The sequence below is a fragment of the Isoptericola sp. MSGPD8_1_ISO-PGPR-S23-394 genome, from assembly GCF_058072785.1.
The window spans coordinates 2,668,342-2,689,646 of record NZ_CM176517.1 but is presented as its reverse complement, the minus strand read 5'-3'; the positions used below and the strand labels follow the sequence as shown (position 1 = coordinate 2,689,646).

16 protein-coding genes are annotated in these 21,305 nt (G+C 69.9%); 15 read left to right on the top strand and 1 reads right to left on the bottom strand.

Annotation, left to right across the window (positions count from 1 at the left end):
- Positions 1 to 28: 28 nt before the first annotated feature.
- The 4 genes from AC3RJ8_RS12415 to ychF are packed head-to-tail and all read left to right on the top strand — an operon-like array spanning position 29 to position 4,690.
- Positions 29 to 865, top strand: coding sequence for an ABC transporter ATP-binding protein (locus AC3RJ8_RS12415; RefSeq protein ID WP_489712918.1), 837 nt, complete (start codon positions 29 to 31; stop codon positions 863 to 865).
- Entirely contained in the window at positions 835 to 2,460 is a 1,626-nt protein-coding gene (locus AC3RJ8_RS12410; protein WP_489712917.1) for a hypothetical protein, read from the top strand. Before AC3RJ8_RS12415 ends, AC3RJ8_RS12410 begins: the two co-directional genes overlap by 31 nt.
- A 48-nt stretch (positions 2,461 to 2,508) precedes the next feature.
- Positions 2,509 to 3,558, top strand: coding sequence for a GNAT family N-acetyltransferase (locus tag AC3RJ8_RS12405; protein ID WP_489712916.1), 1,050 nt, complete (start codon positions 2,509 to 2,511; stop codon positions 3,556 to 3,558).
- 46 nt (positions 3,559 to 3,604) lie between these two features.
- On the top strand, positions 3,605 to 4,690 hold the full coding sequence (ychF, locus tag AC3RJ8_RS12400; RefSeq protein WP_489712915.1) for a redox-regulated ATPase YchF: 1,086 nt from the start codon (positions 3,605 to 3,607) through the stop codon (positions 4,688 to 4,690).
- A gap of 425 nt (positions 4,691 to 5,115) precedes the next feature.
- Here the strand turns inward: ychF and AC3RJ8_RS12395 are convergent, their stop codons facing one another.
- Entirely contained in the window at positions 5,116 to 5,673 is a 558-nt protein-coding gene (locus AC3RJ8_RS12395; RefSeq protein WP_489712914.1) for a dihydrofolate reductase family protein, read from the bottom strand.
- A gap of 487 nt (positions 5,674 to 6,160) precedes the next feature.
- Between AC3RJ8_RS12395 and AC3RJ8_RS12390 the strand changes: the two genes are divergently transcribed.
- The 11 genes from AC3RJ8_RS12390 (at position 6,161) to AC3RJ8_RS12340 (ending at position 21,262) form a co-directional block, all read left to right on the top strand.
- Positions 6,161 to 6,970, top strand: coding sequence for a GNAT family N-acetyltransferase (locus AC3RJ8_RS12390; protein WP_489712913.1), 810 nt, complete (start codon positions 6,161 to 6,163; stop codon positions 6,968 to 6,970).
- The gene (locus AC3RJ8_RS12385; RefSeq protein WP_489712912.1) at positions 6,967 to 7,182 is read left to right on the top strand and encodes a hypothetical protein; all 216 of its coding nucleotides are present in this window, start codon (positions 6,967 to 6,969) and stop codon (positions 7,180 to 7,182) included. Before AC3RJ8_RS12390 ends, AC3RJ8_RS12385 begins: the two co-directional genes overlap by 4 nt.
- Before the next feature lie 311 nt (positions 7,183 to 7,493).
- Positions 7,494 to 9,326 carry an ABC transporter substrate-binding protein gene (locus AC3RJ8_RS12380; RefSeq protein WP_489712911.1) on the top strand — a complete coding sequence of 611 codons (1,833 nt, stop codon included), beginning with the start codon at positions 7,494 to 7,496 and terminating at the stop codon, positions 9,324 to 9,326.
- A gap of 86 nt (positions 9,327 to 9,412) precedes the next feature.
- Positions 9,413 to 10,933, top strand: coding sequence for an ABC transporter permease (locus AC3RJ8_RS12375; protein ID WP_489712910.1), 1,521 nt, complete (start codon positions 9,413 to 9,415; stop codon positions 10,931 to 10,933).
- A gap of 46 nt (positions 10,934 to 10,979) precedes the next feature.
- A complete protein-coding gene (locus AC3RJ8_RS12370) occupies positions 10,980 to 11,888 on the top strand; it encodes an ABC transporter permease (protein ID WP_489712909.1) in 909 nt (302 codons plus the stop codon).
- Positions 11,888 to 13,627, top strand: coding sequence for an ABC transporter ATP-binding protein (locus AC3RJ8_RS12365; protein WP_489712908.1), 1,740 nt, complete (start codon positions 11,888 to 11,890; stop codon positions 13,625 to 13,627). The genes AC3RJ8_RS12370 and AC3RJ8_RS12365 overlap by 1 nt, the downstream gene beginning before the upstream one ends.
- Before the next feature lie 347 nt (positions 13,628 to 13,974).
- Entirely contained in the window at positions 13,975 to 15,594 is a 1,620-nt protein-coding gene (locus AC3RJ8_RS12360) for a peptide ABC transporter substrate-binding protein (protein ID WP_489712907.1), read from the top strand.
- 229 nt (positions 15,595 to 15,823) lie between these two features.
- A complete protein-coding gene (locus AC3RJ8_RS12355; protein ID WP_489712906.1) occupies positions 15,824 to 16,750 on the top strand; it encodes an ABC transporter permease in 927 nt (308 codons plus the stop codon).
- Positions 16,743 to 17,720 carry an ABC transporter permease gene (locus tag AC3RJ8_RS12350; protein WP_489712905.1) on the top strand — a complete coding sequence of 326 codons (978 nt, stop codon included), beginning with the start codon at positions 16,743 to 16,745 and terminating at the stop codon, positions 17,718 to 17,720. The genes AC3RJ8_RS12355 and AC3RJ8_RS12350 overlap by 8 nt, the downstream gene beginning before the upstream one ends.
- The gene (locus AC3RJ8_RS12345; RefSeq protein ID WP_489712904.1) at positions 17,717 to 19,474 is read left to right on the top strand and encodes a dipeptide ABC transporter ATP-binding protein; all 1,758 of its coding nucleotides are present in this window, start codon (positions 17,717 to 17,719) and stop codon (positions 19,472 to 19,474) included. Before AC3RJ8_RS12350 ends, AC3RJ8_RS12345 begins: the two co-directional genes overlap by 4 nt.
- 105 nt (positions 19,475 to 19,579) lie before the next feature.
- Positions 19,580 to 21,262, top strand: coding sequence for a BCCT family transporter (locus AC3RJ8_RS12340; protein ID WP_489712903.1), 1,683 nt, complete (start codon positions 19,580 to 19,582; stop codon positions 21,260 to 21,262).
- The last annotated feature ends 43 nt before the right edge of the window (positions 21,263 to 21,305 follow it).

Here is a 21,305-nt window from a genome sequence, read left to right as displayed (position 1 = left end):
GCGCTGATCTGCCGTGACCTGCACCGGGATGACCCTCTACGGTGGTCGGGTGAGCCTCCCGACGACCCCGAACCACCCCGAGCCGCCAGCCCCGGGCCCGGCCGCAGCACTGTCCGTGCGCGGCCTGTGGAAGCGGTTCGGCGACAAGATCGCCGTGGCGGGCGTCGACCTCGACGTCCCGGCCAGGTCGTTCTTCGGGCTCGTCGGCCCGAACGGCGCCGGCAAGACGACCAGCCTGTCCATGGCGACCGGCCTGCTGCGACCGGACTTCGGCACGGTCGTCGTCCACGGCACCGACCTGTGGGCCCGGCCCGACGAGGCCAAGGCGATTCTCGGCGTGCTGCCCGACGGGCTGCGGCTCTTCGACCGGCTCACGGGCGCCCAGCTCCTCACCTACGCCGGGCTGCTGCACGGCCTGGACCGGGCCACCGTCGCCGACCGCACCGAGGACCTGTTGCGCGCGATGGACCTCGTCGCCGACCGGGACAACCTCGTCGTCGACTACTCGGCCGGGATGACCAAGAAGATCGCGCTCGCCGCGGCGATGATCCACGCCCCGCGGGTGCTCGTGCTCGACGAGCCGTTCGAGGCGGTCGACCCCGTCAGCGCCGCCAACATCCGCGACATCCTGCACCGCTACGTCGACGACGGCGGCACGGTCGTGGTGTCCAGCCACGTCATGGACCTGGTGCAGCGGACGTGCTCCCACGTCGCGATCATCGCCGGCGGGCACGTGCTCGACGTCGGCACCGTCGACGCGGTGCGCGGCGAGCAGACGCTCGAGGACCGGTTCGTGGACCTCGTCGGCGGACGCAAGGAGTCGGAGGGTCTCGAGTGGTTGCGCACTTCGTCCGGCTCAAGCTGACGCTGCTCGGGAACACGCTGCGGCGCAGCGTGTGGCAGACGATCGGGCTGGCCGTCGCTCTGCTCTACGGGCTGACCGTCGTGACGTTCCTCGTCGGCGCGGCCGTCGCGGGCGGCCGGACCGACCCCGAGCTGACGGGACAGGTCCTCACCGTGGTGGGCGCCGTCGTCGTGCTCGGCTGGTGGGTGGTGCCGCTCTTCGCGTTCGGCGTCGACTCGACGCTGGACCCGCTGCGGTTCGTGACGTTCGCCATCCCGCGCCGCCGGCTGCTGGCGGGGCTGGCCGCCGCCGGGGCGGTGTCCGTCCCGGCCGTGGTGACGCTGCTGGCCGGGCTGGGGGCCGCCTTCGCCTGGGCGAGCGACCCCGCTGCGCTCGGCGCCGCGCTCCTCGGTGCCGTCGCGGCGTTCGCGCTGTGCGTGGTCGGGTCCCGGGCGACGACGACGCTGCTCGCCCCGCTGCTGGACTCGCGCCGGTACCGCGAGGTCCTCATGGTCGTCGCCATCGTCCCGCTGCTCGCCATCGGCCCGTTCTTCGCCTGGCTGGGCTCCGGCGCCGACAGGCAGGTGGACGCCTCCGGTGTCACGGTCACGGCGACCGGGCCCGGCGAGGAGCTGCTCGCCGGCCTCGCCACCGTGGCCGATCTCGCCTCGTGGACGCCGTTCGGTGCCCCGTGGGCGCTCGCGGGAGCGGTGCACGACGGCGCCTGGGGGGCCGCGCTGGCCCGGCTCGCCGTCGTCGTCGTCACCCTGGCGGTCGCGGCGTTCGTGTGGGACCGGTCGCTCGCGCGCACGCTCGTGACGCCGCGCGGCGACGGCGCCGCCACCGCCTCCCGTCGCGGGCTGGGCTGGTTCGCACGCATGCCCGCGACCCCCACGGGGGCCGTCGCCGCACGGTGCGCCACCTACTGGATCCGCGACCCCCGGTACGCGGCCAGCCTCGCGATGGTGCCGCTGCTGCCGGTCGTCATGGTCGCCGTCGGGATGAGCAGCGGTGCCGGCACCGGGCTGCTCCTGGTCGTCGCGCCGATCGCCGCGTTCATCCTCGCCATCGGGCCGTCGAACGACGTCGGCTTCGACAACACCGCGTTCGCGCTGCACGTGTCGGCCGGTGTCCCGGGACGCGCGGACCGCTGGGGCCGGGTGATCCCGGTGGCCGCCGTCGGTGTCCCGCTCGTCGTGGCGTTCGCGGTGGCGGCGGTGCTGGTCTCGGAGCGCTGGGACGCGCTGCCGGCGCTGCTGGGCCTGAGCCTGGGCGTGCTCGGCGTCGGGCTCGGGGTGTCGAGCGTGGCCTCGGCGCGCCTGGTCTATCCCGTGCCGAAGCCGGGCGAGAGCGCCTTCAAGACGCCCCAGGGGGCGACCATGGCCACCCTCGTGGCGCAGATGGTGGCTTTCCTCGTCGTCGCGGTCCTGACGGCCCCCACCGTCGTCCTCGCGGCCCTGGGGATCTTCGGTGTCGGGGCGGCGTACGGGTGGGCCGCGCTCATTGTGGGGCTGGTCAGCGCGGGCGCCGTCCTGGTGCTCGGAGTGCGCTGGGGCGCCCGCGTGTACGAGCGGCGTCTGCCGGAGCTCCTCACGCAGGTCACCGCGTTCGCGTGACGCGCCCCGCGCCCGGGCGTGTCGCAGCCACCTGCCACACTGGTCGGCGTGAATCCACAGAACGACCGCACGTCCGTGACCCTTCCCGACGGTTGGACGGCGGTGGTTCCCGGGCTGGCGGACGCGCCGCGGCTGGGTGAGCTGCGAGGCCTTCAGGCCGCGCCCTTCACGGGGTCCGCCGGCTACGACGCCGCGACGATCGAGTCCGAGGTCGCCGGTGCCGCGTCATGGACCCGCCGCCAGATCGCCGTGCAGGACCCGCAGGGCCTGATCCGCGCCTGGGCCCACGCCCACGACCGGGCCGCGGGCCGCACCGTGATCGGCCTCGAGATGGACCGGTCGCTCGAACCGCGGACCCAGGACGTGCTGGCGGGCTGGTGCTACGGCTGGCTCGCCGAGGTCGGCGGCGAGCTCGCCGGCCAGCGGGACGTGGCGACCACGCAGCTCGACGCGGGGGCGTACGCCGGCGACGACGCGGCCAAGGGCTGGTTGACCCAGGCCGGGTTCGCGCACGCCCGCACCTGGTGGCAGATGTCCCGGCCGGTCGTCGCCGAGGAGGCGGAGCCGGGCGCCCTGCCGGGGCCGAAGGCCGGCGTCACCGTGCGGCAGGTCGCCCGCCACGACAACGGGATGCCGGTGGCCGAGGACCTCAACACGGTGCACCGGGTGCTCGAGGAGGCGTTCGCCGACCACTTCAACTCCTACTCCGAGAGCTTCGCGGAGTTCGCCCAACGCCTGCGGGAGGACCCGGGGCACCGCTGGGACCACTGGTGGCTGGCCTTCATGGACGACCCGGCCGACCCGGACGCGGAGCCCGTCGTCGCCGGCGCGCTCGTGGGTTCGCAGCTCTCGGCGGACGACTCCGGAGTCCGCGGGAGCTATGTGGACTACCTCGGCGCGGTCCCGCAGGCCCGCGGGCGCGGGGTGGCGACGTCGTTGCTGCACGCCGTCGTCGCCGACGCCGCGGCGCGCGGGCGCAACCGGGTCGGTCTCGAGGTCGACGCGGACAGCCCCACGGGCGCCGAGGCCCTGTACGTCCACCTCGGCTGGCGCACGAAGTACACGACCGAGTCGTGGCACCGCGACCTGACCCTCTGAGCACGCGTCCGGGCGGCCGCCCGGCCGATGCGTAGACTGGGCCGACGTGGCACTCACTATCGGCATCGTCGGCCTGCCCAACGTCGGCAAGTCCACCCTGTTCAACGCTCTGACCCGCAACACCGTGCTCGCGGCGAACTACCCGTTCGCGACGATCGAGCCGAACGTGGGAGTGGTGCCCCTGCCGGACGAGAGGCTCGGCAAGCTCGCCGAGATCTTCGGGTCCGACCGCATCCTGCCCGCGACCGTGTCCTTCGTGGACATCGCGGGCATCGTCAAGGGCGCCTCTGAGGGGGAGGGGCTCGGCAACAAGTTCCTCGCCAACATCCGCGAGGCGGACGCCATCTGCCAGGTGACGCGGGCCTTCGACGACGGTGACGTGGTGCGCGTCGAGGGTTCGCAGGACGCCGCCGGCGACATCGAGACGATCTCGACCGAGCTCATCCTCGCCGACCTCCAGACGCTGGAGAAGGCGCTGCCGAGGATGGAGAAGGAGGTCAAGATCAAAAAGGGGGACCCGGTCCTGTTCGCTGCGGCGAAGCAGGCCCAGGAGATCCTGGAGGCCGGCACCACCCTGTTCCAGGGGGCGCGGGCCGCCGGTCTCGACCTCGCCGAGATCGCCTCGCTGCAGCTCATGACGGCCAAGCCGTTCATCTACGTCTTCAACACCGACGACGCCGGGCTCGCCGACACGGCGATGCAGGACCGCATGCGCGAACTCGTCGCACCGGCCCACGCGATCTTCCTCGACGCGAAGTTCGAGGCGGAGCTCGTCGAGCTCGAGCCCGACGAGGCCGCGGAGATGCTCGCCGAGACGGGGCAGGCGGAGGCCGGGCTCGACCAGCTCGCCCACGTGGGCTTCGACACCCTGGGCCTGCAGACGTACCTCACCGCGGGGCCCAAGGAGGCCCGCGCCTGGACCATCCGCAAGGGCTGGACCGCCCCGCAGGCCGCCGGCGTCATCCACACCGACTTCGAGCGCGGGTTCATCAAGGCCGAGATCGTGTCGTTCGAGGACCTGGTCGAGCACGGTTCGGTCCAGGCCGCCAAGGCGGCCGGCAAGGCGCGCATCGAGGGCAAGGACTACGTGATGGCCGACGGCGACGTGGTGGAGTTCCGGTTCAACGTCTAGCTGTACTGACCCAGACAAGGCGGACATCGCCGTGACGGGATCGGTCCGCCTGTCCCTCGACGCGGTCGAGGAGCCGGTTCTCGCCTGCGGACCGCCGTCCGGGCGGCAGGTGCGCGTCGCGGCGTACGCGCGGACGCGGAGGTGATCTGGTGAGTGACATCTACCGTCTCGGGCGCGACCAGTCGGACGAGTACGGCTGGGGCACGTTGCTGGGCGAATACCGTGCGCGAAGCGAGGGGTGGCTCTCCGAGCACGTCGACCTCGATCAGTTGCTCCCGATCGCGGGCACCGGGGTTCGACGAGTATGTCGACAGCTTCCTACTCGAGGCCGACCTCGGAGCGGAGAGCGTCCCCGCCGGGTTGTCGATGTGGTGGCGCGTCGGCGAGCGTCGCAGGATTCACACGTCCGGCGCGCTCCGGGTGAATCAGGGAACGCGCCGGTAGTGCATGGCGACCGCTCCGTTGCTCAGCGGTTCCGCCGAGACCAGCTCGAGCCGGCGCGTACTGGGTAGACCGTTCTGGTACAGCGTGGGGCCGTGCCCGGCGATCCTCGGGTGGATCAGGAACCGGTACTCGTCGATCAGGTCCAGACGGTCCAGCTCGACCGCGAGGTGACCGCTGCCGAGCAGCACGCCCTCCGGCGTCGCGTCCTTCAGCCGCTGCACGCCAGCGTGCAGGTCGCCCGTGAGGTGGTGGCTGTTGGTCCACGGGAAGTCCTGGCGCGTGGACGACACGACGTACTTGGGTTTCGCCTCCAGCGCGACGGCCCAGTCGCGCATCGCCGGCGGTGCTGCCTGCTCGCCGCGGGCGACGGCGGGCCAGGAGTCCTCCATCATCTCGTAGGTGACGCGGCCCCACAGCATCGCCCCGGAGTCGTCCATGAGCCGGGTGAAGACAGCGTGCGTCTCGTCGTCGGCGATCCCCTCCTCGTGATCGACGCAGCCGTCCACGGTGAGGTTGATGGCGAACGTCAGGAGCCCCATTCGGCGAGCGTACGGCCGCGAGTCGGGTCACCGCCAGGAATCGGCATTCGCTCGAATACAACTGTGCCTGTCGAGGCAAGGACATGTCTGCTCTCGTGTGCCACCCGAAGGAATTCTCCGCGCAGTACGGAGAACTCAGCCTGATGGCAGGCGCTCGGTCTGCTCGGGCTCTGGATCCAAGAATCCAGGTACCCGGCGAGATCGTCGAAGACTCTGATCTCAGAACCCGAGCAGGTGATCCGCAGTTCCTCGCGATCACCTCCTCGTGCTCTCGCCGGGCGCGCTTCGTGCGCAGTGCGCGGAACTCGCGTTGCCCGTCGGTCAGGTCGGGTGGGGGCGATGTCCGTGTAGCCGGTGTCGAACTCGTTCGCGCCATCGGTCGAGCTGGCGTTCACGGACGCCATCATCGACTCCCCGCCGCCGGTCCGCCGGCTCGACGCCGGGAATTGCGTTGCCTCCGGGCGGCGGCCCTGGCAGCGTCGCGGACGTGACAGACCCCGCGCGGCTCCTCGCCGCCTATGACGAACGGCTCCGCACCGACGCCGAGTGCTCGTCCGCCCTTCGCGTCCGGAGGCTCGGCCAGCTGTGGCTCGTGACGTTCGCGGGCGGGCACGGCTGCGTGACCTACCGGGACCTCGGCGGTGCCGACGCCGTGACGGTCCGCGAGCTCGTCGGCGCTGCGGTCGAGCACTTCCGTGCCGACGGGAAGATCGACCGCGTCGAATGGAAGGCGCGCGGCCATGACCACGCGCCGGGGCTGCACGAGGCGCTGACCGGTGCCGGGTTCGCCGCGGACGCCACCGAGTCGATCATGATCGGACCGGCCGAGGCGCTCGCGGCCGCCGACACCCCGCTGCCCGTCGGCGTGACGGTGCGCAGGATCAGCTCCGAGGCCGAGATACGGGCGATGCAGGCGATGGCGGACGAGGTCTTCGGGGACCCGCTGTCGGCTGGGAACGCCGAGGAGATGCTCCGGCGGCAGGCCGCGGACCCGGGCGTGGAGATGTGGGTCGCCGAGGCCGACGGCGAGATCGTGAGCGCCGGGCGGCTCGAGCCGGTCGCCGGCACGGAGTTCGCCGGGGTCTGGGGCGGGTGCACGCGCCCCGCGTGGCGTGGACGCGGCATCTACCGGGCGCTGACCGCGGCGCGCGCCCGTGCTGCGCTGTCGGCGGGCAGGACCCTGATGCACAGCGACTCCACCGAGTGCTCCCGGCCGATCCTGGAACGTTCCGGCATGCTCAAGGTCTCGACGACGACGCCCTACCGCTGGCGCCGTCCGGGGACGGAACGCCGATGAGTCTCCAGGAGGACCCGTTCGACCATCGGGTCACGAAGGACGGCCGCGTGCTCGTCAGCCGCGGTGGACGGCTCGTGGTCGTCGTGTCCGGGGCGAAGGCAGCGCGCCTGATCGCGTTGCTCGGGCAGGACGAGGAGCGTGACCAGGAGCTGCTCGCTCGGGCCACCGGCAACTACCGGCGCGGGAACGAGAGGCGTGGTCACCGGTCCTGAGGCGGAAGTTTCCGCTCGGATTCCCCTTTCCCGCTCTTTCCATAACACGGTTATATGACAACGGCATGATGGAACAGGACCTGCTTGTTTCGCTTGTGTTCCGATGCAACCGGCGAAATCGCGCACCATGCTTCTCGGCAGTCTCAGATCGGTAACGATCAAGTCCCAAAGTGTCGGGAAGGTGAATCCGGTCACCCGGGGCTGGGTACGGTGTGGCGAACACCACGGACCCTCCGAGGGTGAGACCGGACACAGCGAGCTGCGTACCGGTCGCGCACGGCGGGGGGTCCTTCCCCTTGAGGAGGAACCCAGTGAAGATCAGGCGAGCAAGCGCAGCCGTCGCGGCCGTCGCCGCGGGCGCCCTGCTGCTCTCGGCGTGCTCCAGCCCGGCAGCCGACGACGAGCCGCAGTCGGAGGAGTCGACGGCGGAAGAGTCGATGGACGCCGAGCAGATCAGCGACCCGTGCAAGGTCGACACCGGCACCACGGAGACGGCGGAGGGCGAGGTCAAGTACTCCGTCGGCGAGGACGAGTTCCTCGGCTACAACACCCTCACGCCCGAGACGTACTCGACGTACAACAGCGCCGTGACCGAGCGTATGCAGGGTGGTTTCTGGTACTTCGGCGTCGACGGCACGATCTGCCGCGACGAGACGTTCGGCACCTACGAGGCCCTCTCCGAGGACCCGCTGCAGGTCCAGTACACGATCGCGGACGACGCGGCCTGGTCGGACGGCACACCCATCACCTACGCGGACTTCCTGCTCGAGTGGGCGACGAAGGCCATCACCGCCGACGGCACGGTGACCGAGGACGGCACCGAGACCCCGCTGTTCAACAGCGTCTCCGGTCTCACGCTGGGCGACTACACGCCCGAGGGCCCGCAGGCCGATGCCGCGGACGCCAAGTCGTTCCAGTACGACTACGAGCGCATCTACGCCGACTGGGAGATCGTCATCGAGGCTCCGCTGCCGGCCCACGTGGTCGCCGAGCAGATCGGCGTCACCACCGAGGAGCTCGTCACCGCCATCCAGGAGCTCGACATGAGCGTCCTGGAGCCGGCCGCCGAGTTCTGGGCCACCGGCTGGCTCTCGGAGACGCCGGGCGAGCTGCCCGACCCGGCTCTGGTGCCTTCCTCCGGCCCGTACATGTTCAAGGAGGACGGCTGGGTTGCCGGACAGTCCATCACCCTGACGGCCAACGAGAACTACTGGGGCGCGCCGGCCGCGACCCGGGACATCACCTTCCGGTTCGCCGCTGCCGACACCCACGTCCAGGCGCTGCAGAACGGTGACCTCGACGTCATCGAGCCGCAGGCCACCGTCGACACGGTGGACCAGCTCGAGCAGCTCGGCTCGGCCGTGACCGTGACGACGGGTCAGACACTGACGTGGGAGCACCTCGACTTCAACTTCAACAACGGCGTGTTCTCCGACAGCCTCGAGGCGCGTGAGGCGTTCGCCTACTGCGTGCCGCGCCAGAAGATCGTCGACGACCTGATCAAGCCGATCGACGACACCGCCGTGGTCATGAACGCCCGCGAGGTGTTCCCGTTCCAGACGGAGAAGTACGACGAGATCGTGGCCGAGTCCTACGACGGTCGCTACGACGAGGTCGACCTGGACATGGCAGCGGAGAAGTTCGCCGCCGCTGGTCTCGAGGAGGGCACGGAGGTCCGCATCGGCTACTCCGCCCCGAACCCCCGCCGGGCCGACGAGGTCGCTTCGATCAAGGCATCCTGCGACCAGGTGGGCTTCGAGGTCGTCGACGCCGGCTCGCCGGAGTTCTTCGACAAGGACCTCCCGAACGGTGACTACGAGGTCGCGCTCTTCGCGTGGGCGGGCTCGGGTCAGAAGGCCTCCGGGCAGAACATCTACGCGACGAACCAGCCGCAGAACTACGGCGGCTACTCCGACGAGGTCGTCGACGAGGCGTGGGACACCCTCGCCTCGACCGCCGACGAGTCGGTCCACGTCGAGCAGACCAAGGTGATCGAGAAGCAGCTCTGGGACACCCTGTTCGGCATCCCGCTGTTCGCTCACCCCGGTGTCGGGGCGTACAGCTCCGACCTGGAGAACGTGCGCGACACGGCTGCGCAGTCGGGCATCGTGTGGAACGCGGAGCAGTGGGCTCGCGCGTCCTGACGTCCTGACCGCCTGAGAGGCACGCGTGCGGGGACAGGGGAGCTCCCCTGTCCCCGCACGCCTGCCCGATCGTAAAGGGGCACCTCGTGCTCAAGTTCATCCTCCGCCGCCTGGGCATCTCCGCCCTGGTCCTGCTGGCGGCGTCGTTCCTCATGTTCATCCTCACCGTGAACTCCGGTGACCCGCTGAAGGACCTCCGCGAGAGCAACGCGGACAACAAGCAGCAGCTCATCGACGCCCGCGAGGCCCAGATGGGCCTCAACGAGCCGGACGTGGTGCGTTACTGGGACTGGTTGACCGGCGTCGGCCAGTGCTTCACCGGCAGCTGCGACCTCGGCACCACCGTCACCGGCGCCGACGTGGTCGAGCTCACGGCACAGGCGGCGTCCTCGACGCTGCGCCTGGTCACCGCGGCCACCCTGCTGGCCATCGTCGTCGGGATCGCCGTCGGCATCATCTCGGCCATCCGCCAGTACTCGGGGTTCGACTACTCGGTGACGTTCCTCGCCTTCCTCTTCTTCTCGCTGCCCGTGTTCTGGGCGGCGGTGCTCCTCAAGGAGTACGGCGCGATCCGGTTCAACGACTGGATAGCCGCCGGGGACATGTCACCACCAATGATCCTCGGGATAGCCGTGGTGGTCGGCGTGGTCGTCGGCGCCGTGATGGGCGGCTCCTGGCGGCGCATCCTGACCACCGGGGCGGTCACGTTCGCGTTCGTGGCCCTCGTGCTGTGGGTGCTGAACATCCTGGACTGGTACCGCAACCCGTTCTTCGGGATCGGCATGGTGCTGCTCACCTCGCTGGGCGCCGCCGTCCTCGTGACCGCGATCGTCGCCGGCCTGGGCAACCGCCGGGTCCTGTACGCCGCGCTGACCACCGCCGTCGTGGGCACCCTCAGCTACCTCGCCTTCGCCGGGATCCTGCTGGAGCCGTCGTCGTGGTGGGTCCTCTTCGGGCTGTTCGTCCTCGCCATCCTCGTCTCGGTCGGCATCGGCGCCGCCTGGGGCGGCTACGCACGCAAGCAGGCGATGCTGATCTCGGGCGTCACCGGCGCCATCACGTCGTTGGTCATCGTGTTCGACATCCTCGTGGCCAACTGGTCGAGCTTCCTGCAGCTCAAGTCGCGACCGATCTCCACGATCGGTTCCGAGACTCCCAACTTCACGGGGGACTTCTGGGAGACGGCGCTGGACACCGGCATGCAGCTCGTCCTGCCCACCGTGGTCCTGACCCTCGTCTCGGTCGCGTCGTACTCGCGCTACACGCGGTCCTCGATGCTCGAGGTCATGAACCAGGACTACGTCCGTACGGCGCGGTCCAAGGGCCTGTCGGAACGCGCCGTGGTGACCAAGCACGCCTTCCGCAACGCCCTGATCCCGATCACCACGATCGTGGCGTTCGACTTCGCCGGCCTCATCGGCGGCGCGGTGATCACCGAGAGCGTGTTCGGCTGGAAGGGCATGGGCGCGATGTTCCGCGCGGGTCTCGACCGGGTGGACCCCGACCCGGTGATGGCGTTCTTCCTGGTGACCGGTACCGCGGCGATCCTGATGAACATGCTCGCCGACATCGCCTACGCCTACCTCGACCCACGGATCCGGCGGTGAGACCCATGACCGGAAACCCGTACGCCTCACACCCGCGGAGCGAGCCATGACCGACCTCCAGACACCTCCGGCACAGGAGCGGTCCTACAGCCAGGGCCAGCTCGTGCGGATGCGGTTCTTCCGCCACAAGGGCGCGATCGTCGCCATGGTCGTCCTGGCCGTCGTCGTCCTCGTCGCCTTCACCTCCATCGGGATCGGCCCGATCCCGGGGTGGTGGGACAAGGCTCCCGAGGCGCCGTACGAGAAGATCGGCACGGGTGCCCCCAGCTGGGAGCACCCGTTCGGACAGGACACCATCGGCAAGGACTACTTCGCCCTGGTGATGCTCGGCACCCAGAAGTCGCTCATCATCGCCTTCGGCGTGGGTCTCATCTCCACGCTCATCGGCACCCTCATCGGGGCCGTCGCCGGGTACTTCCGCGGCTGGCTCGAGTCGGTGCTCATGCGCCTGACCGACCTGCTCCTGGTCATCCCGCTGCTGGTGCTCGCGGCCGTGCTCGGCAAGATGGCCAGCGGGTGGGGGATCTGGGGCCTGACCATCGTGCTCGGCGTCGTGCTGTGGACGTCGCTGGCCCGCCTGGTGCGCGGGGAGATGCTCTCGCTGCGCGAGCGCGACTTCGTCGTCGCGGCCACCGCCGTCGGCACGGGCAGCGGCCGCATCATCTTCAAGCACATCCTGCCCAACGCCATCGGCACGATCATCGTCTCGGCGACGCTGACCATCTCCTCGGCGATCCTTCTCGAGACGTCGCTGAGCTACCTCGGCTACGGCGTGCAGGCTCCCGACACGTCGTTGGGCCTGCTCATCTCCGACTACCAGACGGCGTTCACCACGCGTCCGTGGCTCTTCTGGTGGCCGGGTCTGATGATCCTCACCATCGCCCTGACCGTGAACTTCATCGGCGACGGCCTGCGCGACGCCTTCGACCCCCGCCAGAACAGGACCAAGGCCTGATGACCACCCTCGACATCACCTCCTCCTCCGACGCCACGTCCACCGGCGGCGCCGTCCTGTCGTTCACCGACCTCGAGGTCACGTTCGGCACGGAGTTCGGCGACGTCCACGCGGTCAAGGGCGTCTCGCTCGAGGTCCACCCCGGCGAGGTCCTCGCCCTCGTGGGCGAGTCGGGCTCCGGCAAGTCGGTGACCTCGACGACGGCGCTGGGCCTCCTGCCGGGCAACGCCCGGGTCGCGGGCACCGTCCGGGTCGGCGACAAGGTCGTGGGGGACCTCGACCAGGCGGGGCTGCGCAAAATGCGCGGCAACGACATCGCCATGGTCTTCCAGGAGCCGATGACGGCGCTCAACCCGGTGCTGACCATCGGCGACCAGCTCACCGAGGCGCTCCAGCTGCACGGCATCGCCTACGGCAAGCAGGCGATGGCCCGCGCGGCGGACCTGCTCGAGATGGTGGGCATCCCGGAGCCCCGGCGGCGGCTCAAGCAGTACCCGCACGAGCTCTCCGGCGGGCAGCGGCAGCGCGTCGTCATCGCGATGGCGATCTCCTGCGACCCGAAGGTCATCGTCGCCGACGAACCCACGACGGCGCTCGACGTCACGGTGCAGGCGGACATCCTCGACCTGCTGCGATCGCTGAAGGACAAGCTGGACACGGGCATCCTGCTCATCACCCACAACATGGGCGTGGTGGCGGACATGGCCGACCGGGTCGCCGTCATGCTTCGGGGCGACCTCGTGGAGACAGGGACCGCCGAGCAGGTCCTGACGAACCCGCAGCACGAGTACACGAAGCAGCTGCTCGGCGCGGTGCCCCACCTGGGCGAGGGCGTCGGCCAGGCCGAGGTCGCCGCGGGACGGGCGAGCGAGCCCGGTCGCATGAAGCCGGCCCTGGCCCTCGACAACCTGGTCATCGAGTACCACCGCCTCGGCAAGCCGGCGTTCCGCGCCGTCGACGACGTCACCTTCACCGTGGGGCAGGGCGAGATCGTCGGACTGGTGGGGGAGTCGGGTTCGGGCAAGTCCACGATCGGCAAGTGCGCGCTGGGGCTCATCCCGGCGCGCTCGGGCAGCGTGCGCATCCTCGGCGAGGACTTCAAAGCGCTCGACAAGAAGCAGCTCAAGGCGTTGCGCCGACGGATCGGTGTCGTGTTCCAGGACCCGGCCGCCTCGATCAACCCCCGGTTCCCGGTGGGCGAGGCGATCGCGGAGCCGCTCGCCGTCCATCAGGTGGGCGACGCCGCCTCCCGCCACCGGCGGGTGCTCGAGCTGTTGGACGCCGTCGAGCTGCCGCGCTCGTTCTACAACCGCTACCCGCACGAGCTCTCGGGCGGGCAGCGACAGCGCGTCTCCATCGCGCGGGCGCTCACCCTGGAGCCGGAGCTCCTGGTCGCGGACGAGCCGACGTCGGCGCTCGACGTCTCGGTGCAGGCCTCCGTCCTGGAGCTCTTCACCTCGCTGCAGCAGGAGTTCGGGTTCGCCTGCCTGTTCGTCAGCCACGACCTGGCGGTCGTCGACCTCCTGGCCCACAAGGTGGTCGTGCTCCAGGACGGCCGCATCGTGGAGCAGGGCGACCGGGACACGGTGCTGCGCAACCCGCGTGAGGACTACACGAGGCGACTGCTCGCCGCGGCCCCGGTCCCGGACCCGGCCGAGCAGAAGCAGCGGCGTGAGGCCCGGCACCGGCTCCTCGCCGAGCTCGGCGACGAGGTGGTCGAGCTGCGCGTCGGCGGCTAGTGAGTCTGCTGCGGCGGCGGGCCAGGGCGCACCGCGGTCTGCTGAGCCTCGTCGCCCTCCTCGTCACCGTGGTCGCGGCGACCAGCGGGGCGATGCTTGTCTGCGCGCTTCCGTCGGTGACGGACATCACAGGCGGTACGGGCGGAAAGCGGTTGCGCAGGTCCTCGGGTTTCGGATGCGTTCCAATCGGGTCACGATCGGGGCTACGGGCCGCGGAAGGGTGACCCGGGACACGATCGAGGGGTTAGGCTCCTTCCCGCACCGTGCCTCGAGCGCCCATCCGCGCCCGGGCACCACCGCCGCCGGACATCCATGCCGGAGGCGTGCACACCTACTCAGGAGGACACGTGACACCTCGACGACGTCTAGCAGGCATCGGGGCCTTCACCCTGGCTTCGGCGCTGCTGCTCACTGCGTGCGGAGACTCCGGCTCCGACGACGGCGACTCGACCGCGGAGGGCGACGGCGCCAGCACCGGCGTCGTCTCCGTCAGCAGCGGCGAGCCGCAGAACCCCCTGACCCCCGGCATGACCAACGAGGTCTACGGCGGTCTGGTCGTCAAGAACATCTACTCCGGCCTCGTCTACTACAACTCCGAAGGCGGAGTCGAGAACGAGATGGCCGAGTCGATCGAGTCCGAGGACAACAAGACCTGGACGATCACGATCCAGGACGGCTGGACGTTCTCCGACGGCACCCCGGTCACGGCCAGCAGCTACGTCGACGCGTGGAACTACATCGCGAACCTCGACAACGGCCAGAACCAGCAGTACTTCTTCAACGGGTTCGCCGGCTTCTCGGCCGACGAGGCCTCGGAGATCGCGGTCGAGGTCGTCGACGACACGACCTTCACCGCGGAGCTCGCCGAGCCGTCGGCCGACTTCCCGCTCTGGCTCGGCTACACGGCGTTCTTCCCGATGCCCGAGGCCTTCTTCGAGAACCCGGACACCTTCGGTGAGACGCCGATCGGTGCCGGTCCGTACGAGCTGGAGAGCTGGGAGCACGACAGCCTCATCACGCTCATCCCGCGTGAGGGCTACGAGGGTCCGCGCGAGCCGGCCAACGGCGGCGTCGAGATGGTCGCGTACACCGAGGAGGACACGGCGTACAACGACATGCTCGACGGCAACCTCGACGTGCTGCCGAACGTGCCGTCGTCGGCCTTCGGCACCTTCGAGGAGCAGCTCGGCGAGCGTGCGGTCAACCAGCCGGCGGCTCTGACCCAGGTCGTCAACGTGCCCGAGTGGCTCGAGGAGTTCCAGGGCGAGGCCGGCGTCATGCGTCGCCAGGCGATCTCCATGGCGATCGACCGCGAGACCATCACCGAGACGCTCTACAACGGCTCGCGGACCCCGGCGCACGACTTCACGTCGCCGGTCATCGACGGCTACTCCGAGGACATCCCCGGTTCGGAGATCACCGAGTACGACCCGGAGGCCGCCAAGGAGCTCTGGGACGAGGCCGAGAGCATGGACCCGATCGGCGACTACACGCTCAACATCGCCTCCAACGCCGACTCCGACCACCAGGACTGGGTCGACGCGGCGTGCAACACCATCCGCCAGGACCTGGAGATCGGCTGCGAGTTCGCGCCGTACACCACGTTCGACGAGTTCCTCAACGCCCGTGACTCGGGCGAGGTCGACGGGCTCTTCCGTGGTGGCTGGCAGGCCGACTGGCCGTCGATGAGCAACTTCCTGGGCCCGATCTACGGCACGGGAGCCGGCTCCAACGACGCGCAGTACTCCAACGAGGAGTTCGACGCCAAGCTGGCCGAGGCAGGTGCGGCCCCGGACACCGAGACGGCGACCGAGCTGTACAAGGAGGCCCAGGAGATCCTGTTCCAGGACGTCCCGGGCATCCCGCTCTGGTACCAGAACGCCACCGGTGGCTACGCGGAGACGGTCGAGAACGTCGAGTTCGGCTGGGACAGCGACCCGATCCTGTACCAGATCACCAAGGAGTGACACCCCGCTGACAGGACGCCGCCCTCGCTCCGGCGAGGGCGGCGTCCTGTCGCGAGAGTTCCGTGTGGTCGGCGACGTCCGGTACGGTCTGACGTCGATCACTCGACGCGCTGAGCCGTGGCCGCGCCCACCCGACGCGCCACGGCCCACCCCGCTCGCGGCCACGCCGTGACGAGAAGAAGCCCGTAGCCTGGGGAGAACCTCCGGGCCCACGAGGAGACAATTTCGCATGCTCTGGTATCTCGGACGCAGGCTCCTGCAGGTGATCCCTGTGTTCCTGGGGGCTACCCTCCTGCTCTACGCCATGGTCTTCCTGAGGCCTGGCGACCCGGTGGCGGCGCTCGGTGGTGAGCGGGGACTTCCCGAGGCGGTGCAGGAGCAGATCCGCGCCGAGTACAACCTCGACCAGCCGTTCATCATCCAGTACCTGCTCTTCCTGCGCGGTGTGGTGACGCTCGACTTCGGTGTCGACTTCCGCGGCCGCGAGATCACCGAGGTGATCGCGAACGCCTTCCCGGTGACGATCCAGCTCGCCCTCATGGCGCTGGTCATCGAAGCCGTCTTCGGGATCGGCTTCGGGCTCGTCGCGGGGATGCGCAAGGGCGGCATCTTCGACGGCACGGCCCTGGTGGTCAGCCTGCTCTTCATCGCCGTCCCGACGTTCGTGGTCGGCTTCGTGATGCAGATCATCGTGGGCGTCCGGCTCGGCTGGCTGCCCGCCACCGCGGGACGAGATCCCGACTTCGTCAGTCTGCTCATGCCGGCGATGGTGCTCGCCGCGGTGTCCTTCGCCTACGTGCTGCGACTGACGCGGACGTCGGTGGCCGAGAACCTGTCCGCGGACTACGTGCGCACCGCCCGCGCCCGCGGCCTCAGCCGCTCGCAGGTCACCGGACGCCACGTGCTGCGCAACTCGCTCATCCCCGTGGTGACGTTCCTCGGCGCCGACATCGGTGCCCTGATGTCCGGGGCGATCATCACCGAGGGCATCTTCAACATCAACGGCGTGGGCGGCACGCTCTACGACGCGATCATCCGCGGCGAGAGCGTCACCGTCGTCTCGCTGACCACCGTGCTGGTGCTGGTCTACATCGGGGCGAACCTCCTCGTGGACCTGCTGTACGCCGCCCTCGACCCGAGGATCCGCTATGCCTGAGAACCGCTACGAGAACCCGGGCGGCACGGTGACGCCGCGCCCCGGCCAGGAACGCTACGTCGCGCCGGTCGACGAGGGCGGCCTCGGTGCCGTGGACGCGGTCGCGACCGACGAGGCCCCGACCAGCCTGTGGCGCGACGCCTGGCACCAGATGCGCAGCCGCTGGCTGTTCTGGGTCTCGGCCGCGATCATCGTCCTCGTCGTCCTCGTCGCGGCGTTCCCGGGCCTGTTCACCTCCCTGGACCCGCGGCTCGACTGCAACCTGTCCAAGGCTCTCGAGGGTCCGCAGGCCGGTCACCCGTTCGGCTTCGACCGGCAGGGCTGCGACATCTACACCCGCACCGTCTACGGTGCGCGGGCCTCCGTCGTCGTCGGTGTGCTCGCGACGTCCATGGTCGTGATCATCGGCACCGTCTTCGGTGCCGTCGCCGGCTACTTCGGCAAGTGGTTCGACACGATCCTGAGCCGCATCACCGACATCTTCTTCGCCATCCCGCTGGTGCTCGCGGCGATCGTCATCATGTCGGTGACGACCAACCGCACCTCGTTCACCGTGGCCTTCGTGCTGGCGCTGTTCGGCTGGCCGCAGATCGCCCGCATCACGCGCGGCACCGTGCTGTCGGTGAAGAACAACGAGTTCGTCACCGCGGCCAAGTCGCTCGGCATGGGCCGCCTGCAGATCCTCTGGCGCCACGTCCTGCCGAACTCGGCGGCACCGATCATCGTCTACGCGACCGTCGCGCTGGGGCAGTTCATCGTCGCCGAGGCGACCCTGAGCTTCCTCGGCATCGGGTTGCCGCCGTCGACGGTCTCCTGGGGCGGTGACATCTCCGCGGCACAGGGTGCGATCCGCACCGCCCCGGAGATCCTGCTCTACCCGGCCGGCGGCCTGGCCCTGACGGTGCTCGGCTTCATGATGATGGGCGACGTCGTGCGCGACGCCCTCGACCCGAAGGCTCGCAAGCGATGACCACCCAGTTCCCCGTGACGAACGAGGGCGCCGACGGCACCACTGGTCCCGCGCCCATCGACCCCAGCAAGCCGCTCCTCGAGATCCACGACCTCGAGATCTCCTTCACGACCGCCGTCGGTGAGGTGCGGGCCGTCCGCGGCGCCGACCTCACTGTCTACCCCGGGCAGAGCGTCGCGATCGTCGGCGAGTCGGGTTCCGGCAAGTCGACGACGGCCGCGGCGATCATCGACCTGCTGCCCGGCACGGGCAAGGTCACCGGTGGCTCCATCCGGTTCGACGGCCGGGAGCTCGTCGGGGCGCCCCGGGCCGAGAAGGAGGCCCTGCGCGGACGGGCCATCGGGCTCGTCCCCCAGGACCCGATGTCCAACCTCAACCCGGTGTGGCGCATCGGCACCCAGGTCGAGGAGGCCCTCAAGGCCAACGGCTTCAAGGGGTCCAAGGCGGAGCTGCGCGAGCGCGTGGCCGACGTGCTCGCCGAGGCGGGGCTGCCGGACTCGACGCGTCGCGCCCGCCAGTTCCCGCACGAGTTCTCCGGCGGCATGCGCCAGCGCGCCCTCATCGGGATCGGCCTGGCGTCGCGTCCGCAGCTCCTCATCGCGGACGAGCCGACGTCGGCGCTCGACGTGACCGTCCAGCGGCAGATCCTCGACCACCTCGGGGACATGACGCGCGACCTCGGCACGGCGCTGCTGTTCATCACGCACGACCTGGGCCTGGCGGCCGAGCGTGCCGAGCACCTGCTGGTGATGTTCAAGGGCAAGGTCGTCGAGTCCGGCCCGGCCCGCGACATCCTCGCGGACCCGCGGCACCCGTACACGCAGCGCCTGGTGGCGTCCGCGCCGTCGCTGGCGTCGCGCCGCATCCAGACGGCGCACGTCCACGGCGAGGAGTCCGCGGAGCTGCGTGCCCACCACACCGGCGAGACGCCGGCCGCGACCGGTCCCGCCGCCGTCGTCGAGGCGAAGAACGTCACGAAGGTCTTCTCGATCCGTGGCGCACGACCCGGGACGTCGACCGACTTCACGGCCGTGGACGACGTCTCGTTCACGCTCGCCCGCGGGCGGACGCTCGCGATCGTGGGGGAGTCGGGTTCCGGCAAGTCGACGGTGGCCAACATGGTGCTGGGGCTGCTGGAACCGACGGCGGGCACGGTGGAGTTCGACGGCGTCGACGTGGGCTCGCTGAACACCAAGGAGGCGTTCACGTTCCGTCGTCGCGTCCAGCCGGTCTTCCAGAACCCGTACGGCTCGCTGGACCCGATGTTCTCGATCTTCCGGTCGATCGAGGAGCCGCTCAAGCTGCACGGCGTGGGGACGGCGAAGGAGCGCGAGGCCCGGGTGCGCGAGCTGCTCGACATGGTCTCGCTGCCGCAGTCGGCCATGCGGCGCTTCCCGAACGAGCTGTCGGGCGGGCAGCGCCAGCGCATCGCGATCGCGCGGGCGCTGGCCCTCAAGCCCGAGGTGGTGGTGCTCGATGAGGCGGTCTCGGCGCTCGACGTGCTCGTCCAGGCGCAGATCCTCGAGCTGCTCGGCAACCTGCAGGACGAGCTCGGGCTGAGCTACCTGTTCATCACCCACGACCTCGCGGTGGTCCGCCAGATCGCGGACGACGTCGTCGTCATGCAGAACGGCAGGGTCGTCGAGCAGGCGACCACCGACGAGGTCTTCGACACCCCGCGCGAGCAGTACACCCGCGATCTGCTGGCGGCGATCCCCGGCGCGGGTCTCGTCGGCGACGAGATCGCCGGCTGAACGCGCTCGACCGAGCAGAACCGCAGCGCACGCCGCCGGACCTCATGACGAGGACCGGCGGCGTGTGCGGTTGCCGTGCCGGTCTCGGCAGGGAAGTGTGAAGGGATGACACGCCGACGTTCCACGCTCGCGCCCGCCGTGTTCTACCCGGCGGGCGGGCTCATCGTGCTGTTCGTCCTGCTCGCGTTCTTCGCGACCGATGCCGTCGCCGAGGTGCTGACCACGCTCCAGGCCAAGACCATCAACGGGTTCGGCTGGTACTACGTCGTCATCGTGGCCGCCTTCATGGTGTTCGCGATCTGGATGGGCGTGAGCCGGTTCGGTGAGATCACCCTCGGACCCGACGACGAGGAGGCCGACTTCAAGCTCCCCGTCTGGTTCGCGATGCTGTTCGCCACCGGGATGGGGATCGGGCTCGTCTACTACGGCGTGGCCGAGCCGCTGTCGCACTTCGAGACGCCCAAGCCCGGGGTCACGGGAGACGCTCCCGCGCTGGCGCAGGCGGCGATGGGCCAGACCTACGTGCACTGGGGCTTCCATGCGTGGGGCATCTACGTCGTCATCGGCCTGGCTCTCGCCTACGCGATCCACCGCAAGGGAAGGCCGGCCTCGATCCGGTGGGCGCTCGAGCCGCTGCTCGGCAAGGAGCGGGTCCAGGGCGGACTCGGCAACCTCATCGACGTGCTCGCGATCTTCGGCACCGTGTTCGGGGTGGCGACCTCCCTGGGGCTCGGTGTCCAGCAGGTGGCCGCCGGGCTCGAGTACCTCGAGGTGGCCGATGCCACGCTCGCCCTCCAGCTGGGGCTCATCGCCGGGATCACGGCCGTGGCGGCGATCTCGGTGGCCTCGGGCCTCGAGCGGGGCATCAAGTGGCTCTCCAACGGCAACATGATCCTGGCCGGTGCGCTCGTCGTCGCCGTCCTGATCATGGGGTCCACGCTCTTCCTCGCTCGTGAGTGGGTGCAGTCGATCGGGTACTACTTCCAGAACGTCATGATGATGACGTTCGACACCCTGGCGTTCCAGGGCGAGGACGGCCTGGCGTGGGAGTCCGACTGGACGATCTTCTACTGGGGCTGGTGGATGTCGTGGGCGCCCTTCGTGGGGATGTTCATCGCGCGCATCTCGCGCGGCCGGACGGTGCGCGAGTTCGTCCTGGGCACGCTGCTGGTGCCGATGCTCGTCACCACGGTGTGGTTCAGCGTGTTCGGCGGCTCGGCGATCCACCAGGAACGCAACGACCCGGGTTCGATGCTCGCTGCCGACGGCACGGTGAACACCGACACGGCGATGTTCCAGCTCTTCGAGTCGCTGCCCGGTGGCGGGGCGTGGATGGCTGTCATCGCGATCATCCTGGTCGTCGTCTTCTTCGTGACCTCGTCGGACTCGGGCTCGTTCGTGGTGGACATGCTGGCCAACGGCGGGGAGCAGAACCCACCGCTGTGGAGCCGGCTGTTCTGGGCGGTCCTCGAGGGCGGTGTCGCGGCGGCGCTGCTCTACGCGGGCGGGCTGAGCGCGCTGCAGACCGCGGCGATCCTCACCGCGCTACCGTTCTCCCTGGTCATGATCGGGTCGGCCATCTCGGTGTGGAAGGCTCTCGACGCCGAGTACCGCCAGATCACTCGTGCCGAGCGCAGGCTCCGGCGTCGTGAGCTCACGGAGCACGTCACCGACCGGGTGACGGAGCACGTCACCGAGAACTTCGCCGAGATCAGCGGGCAGTCGGCGGAACGCGGCGCGGACCCCGCTCCGCGGCGCTCGCGATGGAGGCGGGGCACCTCCAGGTAGGATGGAGCGGCCCCGGGTTCCCGGGTGCCCCCTCCCACGGAAA